The organism is Qipengyuania soli (assembly GCF_015529805.1).
Classification (GTDB): domain Bacteria; phylum Pseudomonadota; class Alphaproteobacteria; order Sphingomonadales; family Sphingomonadaceae; genus Qipengyuania; species Qipengyuania soli.
In genome coordinates this window covers 2,246,068-2,261,307 of record NZ_CP064654.1, presented here as the reverse complement: position 1 = coordinate 2,261,307, position 15,240 = coordinate 2,246,068, and the positions used below count along the sequence as shown (strand labels likewise).

Below are 15,240 nucleotides of genomic sequence, written 5' to 3'. Positions count from 1 at the left end.
GGAAGAATCCGTCGCTCTTCTGCAACCTATCCTGCAATGCCGACGAAGGCTTGTCCATCACGTCTTGCACGATAGGATGCGCGGGTCGGGAAAGAGGAGTTTCAGGTATGTGCGACAGGCAGGATCTCGCCCGCTGGGCTAACTCGGAGGTTTCCCGGCGCGGTTTCGGGGCAATGTCCCTGGCGGGGGCTGCGGTTGCCTGTGCGCCGGTGCAGGGCGACGCAGCGGATGCTGTCGACAACGCACTGGTCGAAAGCGTGGTGAGTTTCACGACGCCTGACGGCACGATGGACGGGGAGTTCTTCCACGCTGGGTCTGGCACCAGTCCCGGCGTGATCCTGTGGCCCGATATCGCCGGCATCCGTCCCGCGAAACGGCAGATGGCGAGGCGCCTTGCCGAGGCGGGGTACGCCGTGCTCCTCGCCAATCCCTACTATCGCGATGTCGCTGGCCAGCAGTTCGCCGATTTCGCCGATTTCGCCGGCAATGGGGGGTGGGACAAGGTGACGCCGTGGCGCACAAAATTCTCCGCAGCGACCATCACTACCGATGCCCGTGCATGCGCGGATTGGTTGATGCAGCAGGCACCGGTCGCCAAGGATCGCGGGATCGGATCGCAAGGTTATTGCATGACCGGCAGCTTCGCCGTCATCGCTCCGTCCGCCGACGCTCACATCCGTGCCGGCGCCAGCTTCCACGGCGGCGGCCTTGTCCGGGCAGAGGGGCCCAGCCCGCACAAGCTGCTGCGCGCCGACGCTCGTTACCTCATCGCCATCGCCCAGAACGACGATGCCAAGGCACCAGGCGACAAGACCGCCCTGCGCGAAGCAGCGGCGGGGATGACCGCCGAAATCGAGGTCTACCCGGCCGACCACGGCTGGTGCGTACCGGACTCCCCCTCCTACGACGAGATGCAGGCGGAACGCGCGTGGTCGCGACTGCTAGCGCTCTATCGTGAGGCTCTCTGACGGTCGTCCGGTTTTTCTTGCGACCCGGTCCCCCGCCGCTACCATGTCGGTCAGACAGAGGGGTCTTTGATTATGGCTGAAATCTTCCTTGGCATGCTGGTGCTGCTGACGCTCGTCTTCCTGATGATGGGCGTGCGCGTGGTGAAGCAGGGTTACGTCTACACGATCGAACGCTTCGGGCGTTTCACCATGTCGGCCGACCCGGGCCTCCACCTGATCGTCCCGTTCATCGACCGCGTCGGGCAGAAGGTGAACATGATGGAGCAGGTGCTCGATATCCCGGGCCAGGAAATCATTACCGCCGACAATGCCATGGTCGGGGTCGATGCCGTGGTCTTCTTCCAGGTGCTCGATGCGGGCAAGGCGGCTTATGAGGTGTCGAACCTCTACCAGGCGATCATGGCGCTCACGACGACGAACCTGCGCACCGTCATGGGCGCGATGGACCTCGACGAGACGCTGTCCAAGCGTGACGAGATCAATGCCCGCCTGCTGAGCGTGGTCGACCATGCGACCTCGCCCTGGGGCGTGAAGATCACTCGCGTCGAGATCAAGGACATTCGCCCGCCGCTCGACATTTCGGAGGCCATGGCCCGGCAGATGAAGGCTGAACGCCTCAAGCGCGCGGAAATCCTCGAGGCCGAGGGCGACAAGACCAGCTCTGTCCTGCGTGCCGAGGGCCGCAAGCAGTCCGCCATCCTCGAGGCTGAGGGCAAGCGCGAAGCCGCATTCCGCGATGCCGAGGCGCGCGAGCGTGCGGCAGAAGCCGAAGCCCGCGCGACCGAACTGGTGTCCAACGCTATCGCTTCTTCGGGCAGCCAGGCGATCAACTACTTCGTGGCCCAGGAATACACCAAGGCGGTCGGCAAGTTCGCCGAGAGCCCCAATGCCAAGACCATACTGTTCCCGGTTGAGGCGACCCAGCTGATCGGTTCTCTCGGCGGGATCGGGGAGCTTGTCCGCAGCACGTTCGACAAGCCTGAAGGCACGGTCGATGCAGGCACCGCCATTCCGCAGCAGCGCCCGCGTGAAGCCGTGCGTGCGCCCGTCCAGCGGCCGACCGTGCCGCGATCGGGCGACCAGGGCTGAAGCACATGGACGGGATCGAACACTACTGGATCTGGCTGATCCTCGGCCTTGCCTTGGCCGTGCTGGAGATGTTGGTTCCCGGCGTCTACCTGATCTGGCTTGCCGCTGCGGCCATCGTGATTGCGGCCATCACCTTCGTTTCCGGTCCGCCATTGGCCGTGCAGGTCATCGCCTTCGTGTCGTTGGCGCTGGTCTTCGCCTTTTCCGCCAAGCGCTGGCTGCGTGAGCGGCCGATCGAAAGCACGGATCCCTTGCTTAACAACAGGGGCGGACGGTTGGTCGGCGAAACCGCGCTGGTCACCACAGCGATCGAAAGCGGATCGGGCCGGGTACGTGTCGGCGACAGCGAATGGATTGCGCGTGGACCAGACGCTGCCGCAGGTGAGCGCGTGCGCATCACCGGCAACAGCGGCGCCGAACTGCTCGTCGAACCGATTGCCAGGTTGACAGCAGAAGCACCTGACGAGGCTTAGGCCGCAACTCTTCCGCAGACTTTAGTCCCGCGGATCAGGTGAAGGGCTGCTGCCCCGCCTGCAATCAGATCCGAAACGGATGCAATCCCCATGGATTGGGGAGGGGATTAGGCTAGTTCCCGCGATGGACGGACGGCGCAGGTGTAGGGGTCGCCAGTCGGATAACACGTGCGCGGCGATCCACTGGATCGACTTCTGAATCGATCAGCTTCTTATTCTTGAGCCGCTCGAGCGCCAGGTAGAAGCCGCGGTATGAAGAGCCAGTAGCAAGCATGATCTCCTTAATTCTCGAGGAACCGTTATTCATGAGATAGAAGATGATCTTTCCGTCGACTGCAAAAAGGTCGACGCCAACTTTTTCCAGCTCCGTCGAGAGCTGCGATACTTCACTACATAGATCCGGCACGGAATTAGATGCCCCTGAATTATACTAATAGGCGATTTCCCCAAATCCCCTGAATGCGCTGCGTTAGACATGGTTAAAGTAATGCGCAATGCAGAATGATATATTTAAAAACATGCGTTTGTGCATATAATTTGAATACGCAAAACAGATACCAATGAAATTCCAAATCCCTTTGACAATACACAACCGGGCCCAGAGGAACGTCTGGTTTAACATTTGTTATTTATTCAATGAGGGATTTAATATGCGTACTCATAATAACGCAGGCCGCAGCGCTGTCGCTGCAGGCCTCCTTGCCAGCACTGCCGCGATCGGCCTCGTAGGCGCAACACCCGCCGCAGCACAGGAAGCTTGCACCGTCTACACCGGCTTCGGCGTCGAATGTACCGAGCCCACCGATGTCGACGTTGCCCTCAGCACCTATGATTACAGCGGCATTGCCGACGGCGCCTACGACAATCTCGACAGCAAGATCGAACAGACCGCGCCTACGCAGGACCAGATCGATGCCGCGCAGGCCGATGTCGATGCAGCGACGGATGCCGCGACCGCGCTCAACGGCGCTGAAGCAGCCGTTACTGCCTCGCTGACCCAGGACAATCTCGACGCCTTCGCTGCAGTCACCACTGCCGAAGCCGACCTCGCGGCAGCTGCGGCAGCCGAAGCCGCGGCCGCAGACGTCGTTACCGTTGCCGATGCAGCCTACAATGATGCGGCCGACGCACTGACAGCAGCCAACCAGTCGGTGACCGACGCCAACATTGCACTGAGTGCCGCAAGCGATGATGTCGCCGCTGCGCAGGCTGCCTATGACGCAGACCAGAGCACCGCAAACCTTGCGGCTCTCAACGCAGCGCTCGTCGCCCGCGCCGAAGCGCAGCAGGACCTTTCGGCAGCCGAGGCCGACCGTACGGTTGCGCTTGCGGATGCCACTGCCGCCGCAGATGCGCTCGATGCAGCCCAGGTCGCGTTCGACGCAGCTGTCGACACGCGCGTTGCCGCAGCTGATGGCCTTTCGACGGCTGTCAGCGATCTCGACACCTCGCTTGCCTCGAACACCGACTTCGTCGATGCGATCACCGATGCCGGCTATACCGCAAGCGCCGACGGCTTGCAGAACCTGACCGCCGATGCGGCATCCGCGAACCAGGACCTCGCCGCCGCCGAAGCCCAGTTTGCTGGCCTCGACGATGTCACGAACACGTTCATCCGTGCTCAGGAAGTGCTGGTCGGTGCCGCCGAAAACCAGAACGCGGCGATTGCCGCAGCCTCGCAGGCACTTCTCGGCGATCCGCGCGCTGCCGAGACGAATTCGGAAGTCGAAGTGATCGCTGCGCTCGTGGACCACGAGGACCGCATCACGGCCAACGAAGCAACTCTCGTCGACCACGAGACCCGCATCACCGCGAACGAAGAAGCGATCGTCGTTCTCGACGAGCGCGTTACCGCGAACGAAGCGACCCTCGTCGAGCATGACGCCCGCATCACCGCCAACAGCGAAGCCATCGTCGCCGAAGCTGACGCCCGCGCGGCAGCCGACACCGTTCTGCTGGATACCATCACCAGCGAAACCAACGCCCGCATCGCTGCTGACACAGCGCTCTCGAACCGTATCGACACCGTTTCCAACCGCGTCGATGTTCTCGAGACTCGTATCGCGGACTTCGATGATCGTATTTCGAGCTCGACCGCTACGGCCATCGCGCTCGGCGGCATGGCCTTCCTGCCCGACATGCGCTTCAACCTCGCGGTGACCGGCGGTTTCTATGAGGGCGCGAACGCAGTCGCGGCCAACATGGGCCTCCGCGTCAGCGACAACGTTGCTGTGACTGCCGGTGTCGGTGGCGGTCTGAACAAGAATGGCAAGATCGGCGGTCGCGTCGGTGTGATTTTCGGCTGGTAATCACAGTCCGGTTAATTCGACCGCATACTTGGTGGTCCGGTGTCGTAAGGCGCCGGACCACTTTTTTGTGCATTGTCAAATGCGGGCGAGAGCCAGGATCCGCTCGCGGATTATGCGCTCAGGCGGTCGGCGAAACGCCCGTGCTTGCGGTAGCGAACCATCCACTTATCGAGGAACAGGCCGAGTGGCTTGGCGGCAATGCCGAGTTTCTCGAGCCCCGGCAGTGCGCCTGAAGCGATGCTGCCCTGCTTCAGAAGCTTCCACTGGTCGGACGACATCGGCGTACCGGGCAGGGCGGCGAACAGAGCCGAGCCCGCATCGGGTATGGGCAGGAAGCTGCGCTTGCGGTTTTGCGCTGCCGCAATGCGCTGGTTGAGGTCCATCATGGTAAGGACCTCGGGCCCTGCAATTTCGTAGGTCTTGCCTCCGTGGGCCGCCGGATCCTCGAGCGCACGTGCCACAGCTTCGGCGACGTCGTCGACATAGACCGGTTGGATCTTCGCGTCGGGACCGAAGACCGGAAGGACCGGCAAGCTCGAAATCAGCCCTGCGAACATGTTGAGGAAGTTGTCGTCCTTCCCGAACAGGATCGAGGGTCGCAGGATGGTCGCCCCGGGGAAGGCTGCCCGCACACTTTCCTCGCCCAGCTTCTTTGCGGCGGCGTATTCGATCACCGTGTCCTCGTCGGGTTCGTCGGCGATCGCGCTGACGTGGACGAAGGCCTGTGCACCCTGCGCCTTCGCTGCCTTTGCCATCCAGCCCGGCGCCTCGCCCATGATACGCGACAGATTTCCATCGAAGGTGCCGATCAGGTTCACCACCGCATCTGCGCCTGTCACGCAGGCTTCCACGCTCCTGCGGTCGGAGGCATTGCATCGGGCGAACTGGATCTGGCCGAGGTTGGCGAGCGGCTTGAGGCGGAAAGCACGCTCGGGGTTGCGGCTGGCGATCCGCACGCGCGCCCCGCGCTCGAGCAGGGCCTGCGCCACATAGTTGCCGATGAAGCCGCTGCCGCCCATCAGCACCACCAGCTTGCCGTTCAATGCACTGACCTTCGCCATCGAAATCGTCCGTTTCCAGTCCCTGGGAATCTTCGCTGCGCCCCTAGCCACAACCCTCATGGCTTCGCAAGCGTTCCGCCCCGCCGATTGCAGTTGACAAGAATCGCACCCCTTCGCTAGTGGCGCGCTCCTACCCGGCCGGGACGACGATGATCCTCGGCCAGCATGTGTGCCCAGATGGCGGAATTGGTAGACGCACCGTCTTCAGGTGGCGGCGCTCGCAAGGGCGTGGAGGTTCGAGTCCTCTTCTGGGCACCACTTTCCGAGGAATTAAAACCCGGTCGGGGACGCTCGGCGCTCTCGTCAGATGCGTGGCATTGTGGCGAGTAGCAGGCAGGCAACTGCCGAAAGTCCTGCCAGCAGGAGGAACAGCCCCTGGAACCCGAAGGCTGGGATGAGCGCTAGCACGATCCAAGGCATCACCAGCGACGGCACGGTGTTGGTCAGGTTGAAGATCCCGAGGTCCCGCCCGCGCGTTCCCGGGCGCGGCAAGACGCGCAGGGTCTGGCTTGAGTGGAGTGCGAGGAAGATGCCTGCCATGACCCCGAAGAGGACATAGGCCGCCATGGCCGTCGGGCCGGTGTGCGCCCCAGCCAGTGCGACGAGGCCAAGCGCCGCCCCTCCCGCCGTCACAGTCAACGGCAGGCGCGGGCGGTCTACCTTGTCCGACCAGCGGCCGATGACGAGTGCGAGCGGCACCGATGCTATCAGGACGACCGTGAACACCCGGGCGGTGTCATTGTCGGTCATTGTCCCGTCGATGCTGCGCAACCACAGGAGAAGGAAAGCGAAGAGGGCCGCCTCGGCAATCTGGACGAGCAGTCGCGCAATCCACATCCGCCGGACAGGCTCGTCCTTCGCATGCTCCGCGGGCCGGCCTTCCTCGTGCATGGCCGTGACGAGATGCGGCATCGGACGCGGGCGACCGAAGAAGACCACCGGCAGGATCATTGCCGCGACGATGACGGCGTTGAGGACCAGCCTCGTATCGCCTCCCGCGAGGCCGGGATAGGTGATGATCATGCCCGTGAAAGCGCCCAGCGCCGGAGCGATCGACAACAGCCCGCCCAGCAGTCCCTTCTGTTCGTCGGGCACGCAGTCACCGGCCCAGGCAAGGAGCGGGTTGAGCATCATGTTGAGCCCGACCTGCCACAGCACGATCATCGCCAGGAGGCTCGCGACCGTCTCGACATGCTGCATGGCAACGAGCAGGACGCCCGAGACGAACACGCCGGCCAGTATCCAGCCGCGTCGGTTCCGGGTCCTGTCGCTGAGCCACCCGAAGACGATGTTGGCAATGCTTGCCGCGACCGCGCCAGCAAACGCCGTGTAGGAAAGGATTTCGAGCCCCTGCGCGCCCCATTGCCCGGTCACCCGCACCGGCAGCAGGAGCGTGAGGAAAGGCGCATAGGCCGCAGAGCCACCGGCCGCCGCCAGCGCGTAGAGCATGAGGAAGCGCAGCGACTGCTGTTGGTGGTGCGGTCGGTCGGGCGTGACGGTGTGCATGCCGGCCGAACACTAGCGACCTATCCTGCGGCTACCAATATCTCCGGGCGCTCCCGTCCCCGAGCCAGCGGGGTCAACCGATGGCAGGCAGCAGTTTCGCCAGCTTGCCGACAATCTCGTCGATATGCGACTTGTCGAGGATGAGTGGGGGCGAGAGCGCGATGATATCGCCCGTGACGCGGATCAGCAGGCCCTCGTCGAAAGCGCGGTGGAAGATCTCCATCGCCCGCTTGGTCGGAGCGCCGGGACGCGGTTCGAGTTCGATGCCACCAATGAGCCCGATGTTGCGGCAATCGATGACGTGCGGGGCGCCCTTCAGCGAATGAATCGCATCGGCCCAGTAATCCTCAAGCTCTATCGCCCGCTCGAACAGGCCTTCCTCGCGGTAGAGATCGAGCGTGGCGATGGCTGCTGTCGAAGCCAGCGGGTGGGCGCTGTAAGTGTAGCCGTGGAACAGTTCGATTCCGGCCGGCGCATTGTCGACCACCGTGTCGTGAACTTCGCGACGAACCGCCACGGCGCCCATCGGGACCGCGGCGTTGGTTAGGCCCTTGGCCATGGTGATGATGTCGGGAGTGACGCCGAAACGTTCGGCGGCGGTCGCCTTGCCCACTCGTCCGAAGGCGGTGATGACCTCGTCGAAGATCAGCAGGATGTCATGGCGGTCGCAGATATCGCGCAGGCGCTGAAGATATCCGACCGGGGGAACAAGCACGCCGGTCGAACCTGCCACCGGCTCGACTATGACGGCTGCAATGGTGTCTGCGCCGTGCAGGGCCACGATCCGCTCGAGGTCGTCGGCAAGCTCGGCGCCGTGTTCGGGAAGGCCTCGCGAGAAGGCATTGCGGCCCAGGTCATGCGTGTGGCGCATGTGGTCGACGCCATTGAGGAGCGTGCCGAACTGTCGGCGGTTGTTGACGATGCCACCCACCGAAATGCCGCCGAAGCCGACGCCGTGATAGCCCCGCTCGCGACCGATCAGGCGCGTGCGGCTGCCCTGGCCGCGAGCCCGCTGATAAGCGAGCGCGATCTTGAGTGCGCTGTCGACCGCCTCGGAGCCGGAGTTGGCGAAGAAGATGCGGTCCAGCCCCTCGGGCATGATCATCGACAGCTTGGATGCGGCTTCGAATGCCAGCGGGTGGGCCAGCTGGAAAGTCGGAGCGAAGTCGAGCTCGCCAGCAGAGGCACGGATCGCCTCGACGATCTTTTCCCGTCCGTGTCCGGCATTGACGCACCACAGCCCGCCTGTGGCATCGAGCACCTGGTGGCCGGTGGCAGAAGTGTAATGCATCCCCTTGGCCGAGACGAACATGCGCGGATGTGCCTTGAAGCCGCGGTTGTCGGTGAAGGGCATCCAGAAGGCGGACAGGTCGTTGCGCTCGGCCATGGTGGCTCCGGTGATCGTTTGACCCATGCTGGATAATTGGCCTCCCCGAAGCCATCCAACAGAATCGCCAGCGAGACACCCATCGGAAAAACCGATAGTAATAGCTCCGATTAATCTCGATGGCGGGATTGGTGGATTTGGTGAATATCCGGGGATACGGGAGGCCGCCTGCGGGAAAACCGCGCGTGGCTCGATAACATTACCCGATATTGAGGAGGGCAAGTTGAGGATGCGCAAGATCATTGCAATGGCGGCACTGCCGCTCATGTTCGCGTCGACCGCGGCGATGGCACAGGATGAAGATACCGAGGAAGCGACCGGCGCCTGGGAAGTCGACGGCGAAATCGGGGTCAACTCCGACTATCGCTTCCGCGGCATTTCGCTGTCGGACAAGGATCCCGAAGTAACCGCGGAACTCAGCGTTTCGCACGAGTCCGGCCTTTACGCCGGGGTGTGGGCCTCGAACGTCGCACTCGAGGATGGTGCCGACGATCTCGAACTCGACCTTTACGCCGGTTATGCCGCCGACGTCGGCGCGATCAGCATCGACGTCGGTGCGGTCTACTATCTCTATCCGGACTTCAGCGACTACAATTACGTCGAACTGCTCGGATCGATCGGGACGGCGGTAGGCCCGGGCACGGTGACCCTTGGTGTCGCCTATGCCCCGAGCCAGGAAAACCTCGGCGACGAAGACAACACCTACGTTTACATCTCGGGTGAAATGCCGATCGGCGATTCCCCGATTTCGGTCCACGGTACCTTCGGTATCGAGGACGGCGCCTTTGCCGACAACAAGAAGGACTGGCTGATCGGCGCCAGCTACGATCTGGGCAGCGGCTTCACCGCGACGCTCGATTATGTGGATACGGCCCACAGTTTCACCAGCCTTGGTGATGCGACCGTGGTCGCGGGCCTGTCCTTCGCATTCTAACCCGGATACGGCCCGGGTCTTCCGAAAGGAAGAGCCCGGGCCGGTCCAGACAGGACAATCATGAGTACCGACATCGCCAGCTGGATCAGCGAACGCGGGATCAGCGAAGTCGAATGCATCGTTCCCGACATGAACGGGATCCAGCGCGGCAAGGTCTTGCCCGCCAACAAGTTTCTCAAATCGCTGACAGATCGCACGCTGCGCATTCCGGTCAGCGTTTTCTCGGTCACGGTAACGGGCGAATATCCGGACGATGTCGACCACATCGTCCTGCCCTACGATCCGGACATGACGCTGGTGCCGGACCCGACCACGCTGCGCGAGGCACCGGGGTTCCAGACCCCTACTGCCTATGTCATCGCCGACGCCTACACTGGCAAGAATGACCCGGTCGAAATCGCGCCCCGCGCGATCCTGAAGCGCGTCCTGGCGCTCTACGAGAAGCGCGGATGGAAGCCCGTGATCGCGCCCGAGGTCGAGTTCTATCTCGTCTCCAAGAACCTCGATTCTGACTTCCCGCTGGTCCCGCCAGCAGGCCGCTCGGGGCGACCGGAAACGGCGAGCCAGCCCTTCGGCCTCGAAGCGCTTGGCGAGTTCGAGGACATCATCGAGCACATCTACGATTTCTGCGAGAAGGCCGATCTCAACATCGACACTATGATCCACGAGGCCGGCGCAGCCCAGCTCGAGGTCAATTTCGTCCATGGCGATCCGCTGGAGTTGGCCGACGAAGTGCTGCTGTTCAAGCGCATCGTGCGGCAGGTCGCGCTAGAGCACGGTGTTTACGGGACCTTCCTCGCCAAGCCCATGTCCGACCAGCCGGGCAGTGCGATGCACATCCACCAGTCGATCCTCGACATAGAGACTGGCCGGAACGTCTTCACCACGCAGAACGGTCGCGACAGCGCCCTTTTCCGCAGCCACATTGCTGGGCTTGCCCGGCTGCTGCCGCAGATCACCCCGATGTTCGCGCCGAACGTCAACTCGTTCCGCCGCATGAGGCCCGACAGCGCGGCGCCGATCAATGTCCAGTGGGGCAGCGACAACCGTTCCTGCGGCTTGCGCATCCCGATCTCCGACCCGGCAAATCGCCGGATCGAGAACCGCCTGCCGGGTGCAGACTCCAATCCCTATCTCGCCATCGCCGCGTCGCTCATCTGCGGCTACGTCGGCATGGTCGAACGGATGCAGCCGCCCAAGAGCGTGACCGGCAATGCCTACAACCGCGCGCGGACCCTGCCGCGCACGCTGGAAGGTGCACTCGATCGATTCAGCAAGTGCAAGCAGGTGCGCCAGTATCTCGGGGAGGACTTCTTCGAGGTCTTCTACGCGATCAAGGAAACCGAGCTTTACGCCTACCAGTCGGTCATCAGCTCGTGGGAACGCGAGCACCTGTTGCTCCGTGTCTGACAATGTCCGACTATCCGTCCTCCTGGTATGCGGCGACCGCAGCCCAACTCGACCGCCAGCCGCGGCTTGAGGGCACTGCCACGGCGGACGTCGTGGTGGTCGGCGGGGGCTTCACCGGCCTTTCGGCGGCACTGAGCGCGGCGGAGGCCGGATACTCGGTCATCCTGCTAGAGGCGCATCGCATCGGTTGGGGAGCCTCGGGCCGCAATGGCGGGCAGATGATTCCGGGGATGCGCTGGTCGGCACCCGAACTCGTCGAGCGCTTCGGTCCGGACGAGGGCAAGCGCCTCGTCGAGATCGGTATGGCGGCGAATACCTCGGTCCGGCGCAGGATCGCCAAGCACGCGATCGACTGCGAACTGCGCGACGGGCATTTTCACGCTGCATGGAAGGCCGCGCACCTCGACGAGATGCGCGACGAGCTCGAACTTCTCCAGCGCCTCATCGGCTACGAAGGCGCGCGGGTGGTCGATAAGGCCGAGCTGCCTTCGATCGTCGCAAGCGATGCCTACGCGGGCGGGATGTACGACGCCAACGGCGGACACCTCCACGCGCTGAACTATGCCCTCGGCCTTGCCCGTGCGGCGCTGGCCGCAGGGGTGGCCATCCACGAGGATACGGCCGCGCTCGACGTCGATCATGGAAGCCCCGTGATAGTCACCACCCCCCACGGGCGGGTCGAGGCGAAGCACGGCATCCTCGCATGCGATTCCGACATCGGCTCGATCGAGCCCAGGCTCGGCCGGATGATGATGCCGGTGGTGAACTACAATGTGGTCACCCGGCCACTGACGCCATCCGAGGCCGAGGCGCTGATCCCGTCGAACGCCTCGATCGCCGAGAGCCGCTTCGTGCTCAACTACTACCGCCGCACGCCCGACAACCGGCTGATGTTCGGCGGGGGCGAGAAGTACACGCCCAAGCCACCGCGCGACGTCCGCGCTTTCGTCCGCCCGCACCTGGAAGGTGTCTTCCCGCAATTGCGCGGTGTGGAGATCGATCATGCCTGGGGCGGAACCATCGGCGTCACCATGAACCGCCTCCCCCACTTCGGGCGGATTGGGAACAGCTTCTTCGCCCATGGCTATTCGGGCCATGGAGTTCTTCTGACGACGCTCGCCGGTGAACTGGTGGTCGAGGCGATGCGCGGCACCGCCGAGCACTTCGACCTCATGGCCAGTCTGCCGACACATCCATTTCCCGGCGGGCCACTACTACGCCATCCGCTACATGTAGCAGGCATGCTCTACTATGCGCTGAGGGACCGGCTATGATCTCGCCTGACGCCATTTCGCGGATGCTGGCTGCCGAGCAGGAGCGCTTCATTGCCGCCAATCCGCGCTCGGCTTCTCTCGGCAAGCAGGCCGCACGGCACTGGCATCGCGGGGTCCCGTTCCACTGGATGCTCGACTGGGGTACGCCGTTCCCGCTCTTCGCCGAGCGTGCGCAAGGGGCGGAACTGTGGGACGTCGACGAACATCGCTATGACGACTTCTGCTTGGGCGACACCGGATCGATGTTCGGCCATTCGCCCGCGCCGGTTGCCAAGGCCCTGCGCGAACAGGCGACGCGTGGGCTCACCTACATGCTCTCCACCGCCGATGCGCCGGTCGTGGCAGATGAAATGGCCAAGCGCTTCGGCCTGCCGTTCTGGCAGGTGACCTCTACCGCGAGCGAAGCCAACCGTGCAGTCATTCGCTGGTGTCGCGGCATCACTGGGCGCGACAAGATCCTCGTCTTCAACGGCTGCTACCATGGCGCGGTCGACGATGTGTTCGTCGACCTGAGGAACGGCGTTCCCGAACTGCGAAAGTCGCTGGTCGGGCAGGTCTACGACGTGCGCGAACACACCAGGGTGGTCGAGTTCAACGACCTCGAGGCGCTCGAGGCTGCACTTGCGACCGGCGACGTCGCCGCCGTGCTGACCGAGCCTGCGCTGACCAATGTCGGCATGGTCCTGCCCGATCCCGGCTATCTCGAAGCAATGCGCGACCTGTGCACCCGTCACGGCACGCTGCTGGTGTTCGACGAAACGCACACGATTTCGAGCGGTTATGGTGGGCACACTGCGACCTATGGTCCGATGCCCGACATGTTCGTGCTCGGCAAACCCGTCGGTGGCGGCGTCCCTTGTGCGGTCTACGGCTTTTCCGCCGAGGTGGCCGAACGCATGGAGCGTGTCCGCGCCGAGGGGGAGAGCGGGCATTCCGGCATTGGCACCACGCTGTCTGCCAATGCGCTCGCGCTTGCTGCCATGCGCGCCTGCCTGACCAAGGTGATGACGCCCGAGGCCTATGATCACATGCTCCCGCTCGCCGGCCGGCTGGCAGAGGAACTGCGCGCGGTGATCGGCGCGCACGGTCTCGACTGGCAGGTCGTCCATGTCGGCGCCCGGGGCGAGTTCATCTGCGCACCGCAGGCACCGCGCAACGGCAGCGAAGCGCGCGCCGCGATGCAGGGGCCACTCGAACACGCCATCCACCTGTTCTTCATCAACCGGGGCGTGCTGATCGCGCCCTTCCACAACATGACACTTGTCAGCCCCGCCACGACCGACGCACAAGTCGGCCGGCTGGCGGCGACGCTGGACGATTGCCTCGGGGTATTGACCGCATGACCAAGAATTCGAACCCGCCGCACAGTTCCAACCGCATCGCCGATGCGGCGGAGGCCAAGGCCTTTTTCGAGGCAAATCCGGATATTGACGCGATCGACATCATGTTCACCAACATGTCGGGCGTTCCGCGCGGCAAGCGGTTGCGCCAGCACGAGGCGCTGGCGGTGTACGAAGACGGCCGCTTCCTGCCCGGTTCGGTGCTGGTCATCGACATCACCGGCAAGGATTGCGAGGAGACGGGCCTCGTCTGGGAGGACGGCGATGCCGACCGCCGCTGCTGGCCGGTGCCGGGGACGCTGGTCCGCGCGCCTTGGCTGGGCGAGGGCGCGGCGCAGTTCACCACCAGCTTCTATGAACTCGACGGAACGCCCAACGATCTCGACCCGCGTCACGTGCTGGGCAGCGTGATCGACCGTCTGGCCGCCGATGGCTTGACCCCGGTGGTGGCGGTGGAGCTGGAGTTCTTCCTGCTCGAACAAGACGGCAGCGGTCGCCCAGCGATTGCGCGCGGGCTCATCAGTGGAGACCAGCCGCAGTTCAATGAAGTCTATTCCCTTCGCGAGATGGAGGACTTCAAGCCGTTCTTCGACGACCTTTACGCCGCCTGCGATGTGCAAGGCATCCCTCTTGAATCCGGGATCAGCGAGTATGCCCCCGGCCAGTTCGAGCTGACCCTTCGGCACAAGCCCGACGCGCTGCGCGCAACCGACGATGCGGTGATGTACAAGCGACTGGTCAAGGGCGTCGCCGCGCAACACGGCATGATCGCCAGCTTCATGGCCAAGCCCTTCGTCGAGCAGGCGGGCAGCGGGATGCACCTCCATGTCTCGATGAACGACAAGGATGGCAACAACGCTTTCGCCAGCGAGGACCCGGAAGGTTCGCCGCTGCTGCGCCACGCGATCGGCGGGATGAAGGACTTCCTAGGGGAATCGATGGCGATCTTCGCCCCCAATGCCAACAGCTTCCGCCGGTTCAAGGCCAACAGCTACGCGCCGGTCGCGCCTACCTGGGGCGTCAACAACCGCACCGTGTCCTTGCGCGTGCCCGCCGGCTCGCCCGCCTCGCGCCATGTCGAACACCGCATCTGCGGCGCTGACGCCAACCCCTACCTCGCAGTAGCGGCGGTGCTGGCGGGGATGCATTACGGTATGACCAACCAGGTCGATCCCGGCCCGGCAATCGTCGGCAATGGCTACGAACAGGCACCCGAGGACTATCGCCTGCCCAACCACTGGGCGACGGCAATCGAGGCGTTCAAGACTTCGCCGCGGATGCGAGACTATCTCGGCGACCGCTTCGTCACGCACTACAGCACGGTCAAGGAAGTCGAGATGACCCGCTTCTTCGGCGAGGTCACCGAACTCGACTACAGCTGGTACATGCACAACGCGTAAGCGCGAAAGCTCCCTCGCAGCCAGCCACGAGGACTAACCCGTCGGGTTGTCTATCGGGACGCGGCTTTGCGTGGTAATTTCCCTGCCTC

The 15,240-nt window shown here is 63.7% G+C and carries 13 protein-coding genes and 1 tRNA gene; 10 read left to right on the top strand and 4 right to left on the bottom strand.

Annotated elements, in window-relative coordinates:
- Positions 1-107: 107 nt before the first annotated feature.
- The 3 genes from IRL76_RS11275 to IRL76_RS11265 all read left to right on the top strand — a co-directional run bounded on the left by IRL76_RS11275 (position 108) and on the right by IRL76_RS11265 (position 2,530).
- Entirely contained in the window at positions 108-968 is an 861-nt protein-coding gene (locus IRL76_RS11275) for a dienelactone hydrolase family protein (RefSeq protein WP_200981432.1), read from the top strand.
- Between the two features lie 72 nt (positions 969-1,040).
- Entirely contained in the window at positions 1,041-2,057 is a 1,017-nt protein-coding gene (locus IRL76_RS11270; RefSeq protein ID WP_200981431.1) for an SPFH domain-containing protein, read from the top strand.
- Between the two features lie 5 nt (positions 2,058-2,062).
- Positions 2,063-2,530, top strand: coding sequence for an NfeD family protein (locus IRL76_RS11265; protein ID WP_200981430.1), 468 nt, complete (start codon positions 2,063-2,065; stop codon positions 2,528-2,530).
- A 112-nt stretch (positions 2,531-2,642) separates the two neighbouring features.
- On the opposite strand, the gene IRL76_RS11260 is transcribed toward IRL76_RS11265, so the two are convergent.
- The gene (locus IRL76_RS11260; protein WP_200981429.1) at positions 2,643-2,936 is read right to left on the bottom strand and encodes a MarR family winged helix-turn-helix transcriptional regulator; all 294 of its coding nucleotides are present in this window, start codon (positions 2,934-2,936) and stop codon (positions 2,643-2,645) included.
- Positions 2,937-3,180: 244 nt separating this feature from the next.
- Here IRL76_RS11260 and IRL76_RS11255 point away from each other — a divergent pair, with 244 nt between their 5' ends.
- Positions 3,181-4,839 carry a YadA C-terminal domain-containing protein gene (locus IRL76_RS11255; RefSeq protein WP_200981428.1) on the top strand — a complete coding sequence of 553 codons (1,659 nt, stop codon included), beginning with the start codon at positions 3,181-3,183 and terminating at the stop codon, positions 4,837-4,839.
- Positions 4,840-4,949: 110 nt separating this feature from the next.
- Here the strand turns inward: IRL76_RS11255 and IRL76_RS11250 are convergent, their stop codons facing one another.
- Positions 4,950-5,900 (bottom strand): complex I NDUFA9 subunit family protein, encoded by a 951-nt coding sequence (locus IRL76_RS11250; RefSeq protein ID WP_200981427.1) that lies wholly within the window; start codon positions 5,898-5,900, stop codon positions 4,950-4,952.
- A 171-nt stretch (positions 5,901-6,071) separates the two neighbouring features.
- Here IRL76_RS11250 and IRL76_RS11245 point away from each other — a divergent pair.
- Positions 6,072-6,158: transfer RNA gene (locus IRL76_RS11245), tRNA-Leu, on the top strand.
- 45 nt (positions 6,159-6,203) lie between these two features.
- Here IRL76_RS11245 and IRL76_RS11240 read toward each other — a convergent pair.
- Both IRL76_RS11240 and aptA read right to left on the bottom strand, forming a co-directional pair.
- Positions 6,204-7,406, bottom strand: coding sequence for an MFS transporter (locus IRL76_RS11240; protein WP_200981426.1), 1,203 nt, complete (start codon positions 7,404-7,406; stop codon positions 6,204-6,206).
- Between the two features lie 73 nt (positions 7,407-7,479).
- Complete coding sequence (aptA, locus tag IRL76_RS11235) at positions 7,480-8,820, bottom strand: omega-aminotransferase AptA (RefSeq protein WP_246449720.1); 1,341 nt, start codon at positions 8,818-8,820, stop codon at positions 7,480-7,482.
- Positions 8,821-9,022: 202 nt separating this feature from the next.
- Here aptA and IRL76_RS11230 point away from each other — a divergent pair, with 202 nt between their 5' ends.
- Genes IRL76_RS11230 through IRL76_RS11210 form a run of 5 tightly spaced genes read left to right on the top strand, consistent with a single transcriptional unit; the run spans position 9,023 to position 15,151 of the window.
- Positions 9,023-9,727, top strand: coding sequence for a TorF family putative porin (locus IRL76_RS11230; protein WP_200981425.1), 705 nt, complete (start codon positions 9,023-9,025; stop codon positions 9,725-9,727).
- Between the two features lie 60 nt (positions 9,728-9,787).
- Complete coding sequence (locus IRL76_RS11225) at positions 9,788-11,137, top strand: glutamine synthetase family protein (RefSeq protein WP_200981424.1); 1,350 nt, start codon at positions 9,788-9,790, stop codon at positions 11,135-11,137.
- A 2-nt stretch (positions 11,138-11,139) separates the two neighbouring features.
- Positions 11,140-12,411, top strand: coding sequence for an NAD(P)/FAD-dependent oxidoreductase (locus IRL76_RS11220; RefSeq protein ID WP_200981423.1), 1,272 nt, complete (start codon positions 11,140-11,142; stop codon positions 12,409-12,411).
- The gene (locus tag IRL76_RS11215) at positions 12,408-13,754 is read left to right on the top strand and encodes an aspartate aminotransferase family protein (RefSeq protein ID WP_200981422.1); all 1,347 of its coding nucleotides are present in this window, start codon (positions 12,408-12,410) and stop codon (positions 13,752-13,754) included. Before IRL76_RS11220 ends, IRL76_RS11215 begins: the two co-directional genes overlap by 4 nt.
- Positions 13,751-15,151 (top strand): glutamine synthetase family protein, encoded by a 1,401-nt coding sequence (locus tag IRL76_RS11210; protein WP_200981421.1) that lies wholly within the window; start codon positions 13,751-13,753, stop codon positions 15,149-15,151. Before IRL76_RS11215 ends, IRL76_RS11210 begins: the two co-directional genes overlap by 4 nt.
- The last annotated feature ends 89 nt before the right edge of the window (positions 15,152-15,240 follow it).